General features: G+C 56.7%; 6 protein-coding genes. 5 read left to right on the forward strand and 1 reads right to left on the reverse strand.

Translation table 11 applies throughout. The features are described 5' to 3' along the window. Window positions 1–204 precede the first annotated feature (204 nt). Complete coding sequence (locus PHW99_RS17785) at window positions 205–531, forward strand: alpha/beta hydrolase (RefSeq protein ID WP_300180829.1); 327 nt, start codon at window positions 205–207, stop codon at window positions 529–531. On the opposite strand, the gene PHW99_RS17790 is transcribed toward PHW99_RS17785, so the two are convergent. Beyond that, window positions 502–1,446 (reverse strand): NAD(P)-dependent alcohol dehydrogenase, encoded by a 945-nt coding sequence (locus PHW99_RS17790; RefSeq protein WP_300180833.1) that lies wholly within the window; start codon window positions 1,444–1,446, stop codon window positions 502–504. The genes PHW99_RS17785 and PHW99_RS17790 overlap by 30 nt on opposite strands. Window positions 1,447–1,723: 277 nt before the next feature. Here PHW99_RS17790 and PHW99_RS17795 point away from each other — a divergent pair, with 277 nt between their 5' ends. The 4 genes from PHW99_RS17795 to PHW99_RS17810 all read left to right on the forward strand — a co-directional run bounded on the left by PHW99_RS17795 (window position 1,724) and on the right by PHW99_RS17810 (window position 5,449). Beyond that, entirely contained in the window at window positions 1,724–2,170 is a 447-nt protein-coding gene (locus PHW99_RS17795; protein ID WP_300180836.1) for a hypothetical protein, read from the forward strand. Window positions 2,171–2,439: 269 nt separating this feature from the next. After that, window positions 2,440–4,377: a hypothetical protein gene (locus PHW99_RS17800; protein WP_300180846.1), complete on the forward strand. Its 1,938-nt coding sequence runs from the start codon at window positions 2,440–2,442 to the stop codon at window positions 4,375–4,377. 14 nt (window positions 4,378–4,391) lie between these two features. Next, window positions 4,392–5,051, forward strand: coding sequence for a hypothetical protein (locus tag PHW99_RS17805; protein ID WP_300180841.1), 660 nt, complete (start codon window positions 4,392–4,394; stop codon window positions 5,049–5,051). Between the two features lie 2 nt (window positions 5,052–5,053). Continuing rightward, window positions 5,054–5,449 carry a hypothetical protein gene (locus PHW99_RS17810; RefSeq protein ID WP_300180843.1) on the forward strand — a complete coding sequence of 132 codons (396 nt, stop codon included), beginning with the start codon at window positions 5,054–5,056 and terminating at the stop codon, window positions 5,447–5,449. The last annotated feature ends 282 nt before the right edge of the window (window positions 5,450–5,731 follow it).

The raw sequence follows: 5,731 nt of genomic DNA on the forward strand, positions 1-5,731 counted from the left end.
CTCTGGCCTGGGCTTGGCGATCGTGGCATCGGCTGCACAGCAGTTGGGAGGGCAGGTTCATGCCCACCTGGGGCTCAACGGCACAGGGCTGGGGGTGTCTGTTTCATGGCCGGTGCACCCGGCAGCATGCTCAGACAATACTCAGCGTCGCTGAAATGTCATGCCTCGGTCTTACACCGATTCACCCGCCAAGGCACGCCTGTCATGGTTTTTGATAACGGGCTGGGTGGCACCATGGACTGGTGGGCCAAGGTGGTTCCGGTGCTTGAAGCCGACACCACAGTGCTGGCTTACAACCGGTCTGGATATGGTCGCAGCAGCCCCGTTGACACCCTGCGCGACGGCGAACACGTGGTGCAAGAGCTGCGTGAACTGCTGCGTGAGCGTGGCCTCGCACCGCCTTATGTGCTGGTGGACTCCACCCACCCGGCACAAATGCAAGGGCAATGTGCTCCCGAACATTGGCCCACCTGGGTTCACGACGCACCCCTTGGTGTGCCATCAGGCGGGGTCATCTGCATCACCCAGTAACACCACCACACTCCCGCATTTCGACCCCTGATCAACACGGGCATGGGCCTGCCGGATCTGCCTGAACGACCAGGTGCTGTCAATGACCGGCGTGAACGCTCCGGCCAAAGCCAGTTCACGCAAGTTATGGATGTACTCGGGGCGCTCTTTCACTGGCCCCGCAATCACACGGTGATCACTGCGCCAGCCGTGCCACGGTGCAAGCAACATCTGGGGCAGGCTACTCAGCACCAGCAACAGGCTCCCACCGGGCGACAGCACAGGCGCACAGCGGGCATGTGGGGCTGAGCCCACCGTGTCCACAATCACGTCGAAAGGAGCCTCTGTGCACACAAAATCCTCGGTGGCCCGATCCAGCACACGTTCGGCACCGAGAGTGCGTACCAGTCCGGCATGCTGTCGGCGGCATACCCCTGTCACATGCGCACCGCGATGCCGTGCAAGCTGAACAGCCGCAGTCCCAACCGTACCCGATGCGCCATTGACCAACACCCGATCACCCGCTTTTAATCCGGCGCGGCGGTAAAAATCCAGCATCGTGGCCCCGCCAAACGAGAGAGCGGCCGCCTGTGCATGGCTGAGGTTGTGAGGCTTGAGTGCCACGGCACTATCTTCGGCCACACATCGGTATTCCTGATGGCAACCCAAACCCGACCCAGTGAAGGCAAAAACCAGGTCACCTGGTTTGAATCGGGTCACGGCCGAACCGACATCCATGACCTCACCCGAAAGCTCAGTACCCAGCACCGGCTGTCTGGGCGCAAAAAGACCCAACGCTGGTCGCGCCAGGGGACCGAAGCCCCTGGGTAAAGTCAGCGAACGGATACGCCAGTCGGCAGATGACACGGTGCTGGCCCGCACACGCACCAGCAATTCATTGGCCTTGGGGGTGGGTATGGGTCTATCGGTGAACACTAAGACTCGCGGGTCACCATACCGGGTACAAATTGCTGCTTTCACATACTCTCCCTCATCGGTCTCAAAGTAAAAAACACTCCATTTTTTATAGCTGCTAGCGCAATACTGACATACACCTCATGCCATTTTCAATCAGGATCATCCGCCAGCAACAGGCATTTGCTTAGGGCCAGCTGAGGGTGCTTGCACACCATACTCAGCAAACCATAAGGGATGCCAGGCACGCGACCACCACAATGGAACCGATCCGTCAAACAAGCTGGAAAAAACTGTAATGCACCCGAAAAAAACATGGCTGCTTCTACTGGCCGCATCTGTCACATTGATGGCTTGCGGTGGTGGAGACACTGGCTTGGCACCCGCCAAGATACTGCTCGATGTAAAAGTTACCGGCTTGGCCTCGGGTTACACCTTGGTGCTGCAAAACAACGAGTCGAACGACCTGACAGTGCCAACCAACGGACGGTTCGCTTTTCCACAGTACGTCGAGATCGGCTCCACCTACTCAGTCACCGTGAAAAGTCAGCCGCCTGGGCACACGTGCAGTGTGGATGGCGCAAGCACCGGCACATTGGCACCGAGCGGTGCACTCATATCCATTGTTTGTTTGACGAATGGCACCTTGCCTCCACCCCAGGCGCTGGCGCGTCCGTCCAGTCAGGTCGCTGAAAAGACGGTTGTCAGTGTCAAACAAACTCAGTGTGTTGAGCGTTTTGGATGATTCCTGCCTTCGCACCAGTGAAACCAAGGCAGCAAAGCTCGAGAGCAGATTGAACCCAAGAATGAGTAGATTTTTACAGCCAAAGAAAAGAGGCCTATGACATGCATATTCGACTAACCAACGCAAATTGGGCAATAACAACACTCGTCGCACTATTTATTTCAGCTTGCGGCGGAGGCGATAGCAGTGGTGAGGTCCCCCCGGCTTCGGGCTTTGCGCTTTCACTGGGGCTGACAGGAGTTGGTAAGGTGCAATCACAGCCAGCAGGAATGAATTGTGCAGCAAGCTGCGAAGCAGATTTTGCGTCTGGCACCATTGTCACTTTGACCGCAATCCCAGGGACTGGGCATTCCTTCTCGGGATGGGCAGGCGCTTGTAGTGGTGCAGCCAGCACATGTGTGGTAACGATGGATCAATCACGGGCGATTTCTTCCGTCTTCACCCCCTCCGCTGGTCAAGTGAGTTACACATTGACCATGAATGTCACCGGCAATGGTTCAGTATCCTCGCAGCCAGCTGGCATTAGCAACTGCACCGCCAACTGCAACGCTAATTTCGCATCTGATACGCTAGTAACCCTGACGGCAACGCCAGCTGCCAATCAGAACTTCACTGGCTGGAGCGGTGCTTGCACGGGCTCGGCCAGTTCATGTACCGTCACACTGAGCCAGGCACGCACAGTCGGTGCGGCATTCTCCACCGTGGTTGGGAAAAATTTTGCCTTGAATGTCGCGACATCGGGCAATGGCAGCGTTGTATCAAACCCTGCAGGCATCAACTGCGGCAGTGTTTGCAGCGCTAACTTTGCTGCTGGCACAACCGTCAACTTGGTAGCCACCCCCAGCACAGGGCAGGTCTTTGCCAGTTGGAGTGGTGCATGTACCGGAAGTCAACCAAGCTGCGTGCTTCAGTTGACGCAAGTCCGCACTGCGCAGGCCAACTTTGTAGCAGCACTTCCACCACAAACATTTCAGCCGCCGCAATTGCTGGAGTCCAGCAACGACTTCAACATCGATGGGAGTCAGGTGGCCGTCAATCGCCGTGGCGATGCCATCGCGATCTGGGAGCAGTCAGATGGCTCTCCCAGTGGCGCGTACTTCAAAGTCCACTCGCGTCGTTATCAGGCCGCGACCGGCTGGCAGCCAACGGTGGTGCTTGATGTAGCACCTCGTCACCAAAACAACCCTAGCCTGATTTCTGGTGGTCACCTTTTGATGGACGATGCTGGCGTGGTCACCTGGATCCGTGAGGACCTGGAAACGCGCCGCAGTTCGCCCAGCACCGGTTGGGACTCTGCGTTCTACCCGCCAAACCTTCGGATTTCACAAAAACTGACCTCAGCCGTCTTGGCATCCAATGGAAACATCAGTGTTCTGCGTTCCGGTTCGGATGTTGAAAATGGCGTGTTGGTTGCGGGTGGCCAGTGGGGGACTTGGACGCGTGTGGACACCGCCGGTTCTACCGTGTCGAAGCGCGCCCAGATGGCGTTGAGCGCCAACGGTACCGCGCTGGCGGTGTGGAGAGAGAGCAACCCAGGGGACAGCAACTACAGCGTGAAAGCCGCGAGGTATACGCCAACAGGCGGTTGGGGGACACCCGAAAGCATTGAAGCATTGTTCACCAATGTGGCGGATGCAGACCCCAGTGTGGTGATGGATGACCAGGGCAATGGTATTGCCATGTGGCAGCAGAATGTTGGTAGTAACCCCACTGTGTACTCCAACATCTTCCGCGTTGGCAGTGGATGGCAAGGAGCCGTCGATGTCGCCGGTGAGTCGCAGGCACTGGCTTCCGCCCGGATTCAACTGGCAATGACACCAGATGGGCGCGCTGTGGCGACTTGGTATCTTGGCGGGGGTCTGGGCGTTTTGCGTAGCATGCAATACAACGCTGCGACGGGTTGGACTACGCCGGTCACCGTGGCTGGCAGTAACACCAGCCGCCGAATGTCGATGGACAACAGCGGTCGGGCCGTGATGGTGTATTCGGCCATTGATGCCATAACCGGGAAGTGGGATCTCGTATCGCATCGCCTGAGTTTTTGTGGCTCTTGGAGTGCGCCCACTTCCCTTGAGACTGCTGCGGGTAGCGCGCAAAACCTTGAATTTGCCATGAACAACAGTGGTCAAGGCGTTGCCCTCTGGGTGCAAGACGATGTAGCAGGTACGTCGGTGCGCAAGAGCCTTTGGACCTCAGTGCTTAGATAAAAGGAAGTGTGCGCATGAGTTTTCCTTGGCCGAGTCGGTCTATCGTGTTGACTCGTTCAGCGGCACCCAAGTATTTTGGCCTTGGATCTGGGTTTTCAGCGTCTGCCTATCTTCGGGCAGAACCTGTGAGAAGTCTTCGACAGCTTGGCGCCGTTTCATTCCTTATGTATAGGCTTCTTTCAATGAAAATAGATATGAAAAAAATAGCAGTGATAACCCTGTTCGTCAGCGGCTGGCTTTCGGGTTGTGCTGGCGGTGTGGCAGGTGGTTTCGATAGTGTGAACTTCGGCAACGCTGCCCAAGTCCACATCTTTACGCCTGAAGAGCAAAACGCAATGACGGCTGAGGGCACCATTCCAACCATGCTGGCACCCTCTGAAATACGGGCGCATTTTGAAAAAATCAGGGATGGAAAAAACACCAAACCGACGGGCGTGGTGACCTACTGTGACGCCGGCTTGGCCCAACTGATTCAGGCCCGAAGAAATCAAGCGCTCGCAGCTATCGATGGCGCCTGTGGTGGCAAAGACCAATATGAAATTCGGCACGAAGGCCTTGGCAACCTGAAGGTTCGTTATGCAGGCAACCTGCAGGTGGGAGCAAGCTGTACTCGCAGCAAGGCCGTCATGTTCAGATGCAATGGCGTCCAACCCAAGCCCAACCTGAGCAAGTAGTGATGCAAACGCTCTTGAAAAGTGCTTTTGCCTTGCTTTGGAGTCTGCTCTTGACGGCCTGCGTCAGCACCGACAGCTTGCAGTTGAGCAATGCGAAGGGCTCCAATTATGTTGTTACCGGAAAGAGCTACGAGCAAATATGGAAGGCCGCAACAGTCGCCATGGGAACTGACATGGATATTGTTGAAAGCCACAAACCATCTGGCGTGATCAAATCGAAAGTCGTCAACGGAACGCATGGGAAGGTCGTGGGGTTTTTCATCCAGCCTGCCCATGCATCAGCACCGCGCTACACCATCAATATCGTGAGCAGGTGGCCGCTCCAAGCGCCCAACGAAAGTGATGGCGAACCATCTGTCTGGGAAGATTTTAGGCAAGCATTGAGAAGCCAATATTGATAGTTTGGCTGACCGCTATGGGCACGTATATGCCCGTCACGAAAGGCTTGCTGCCCAGACACAGAAATCTTGAAATGGGGCTTCCACCCCGGTTCGGGCTTCGCCCGCAGCGCCTGCTTGCCTGACTCACCCCTTGCACCCGCTGTTTACGACTGCACGCCTAGCTTTTCGCGCCAGCCCGGGAACAACTGGTCCGCATCTTTCGGGAACGACTCGAAGGCCCGGGCAAACTCCCGGTGTTCCTTGGCCCACTCAATCGGGTCGGCGCCGGCTTTCCAGCAT

Origin of the sequence: Rhodoferax sp. (genome assembly GCF_028689305.1) — a bacterium.
GTDB lineage: Bacteria > Pseudomonadota > Gammaproteobacteria > Burkholderiales > Burkholderiaceae_C > Rhodoferax.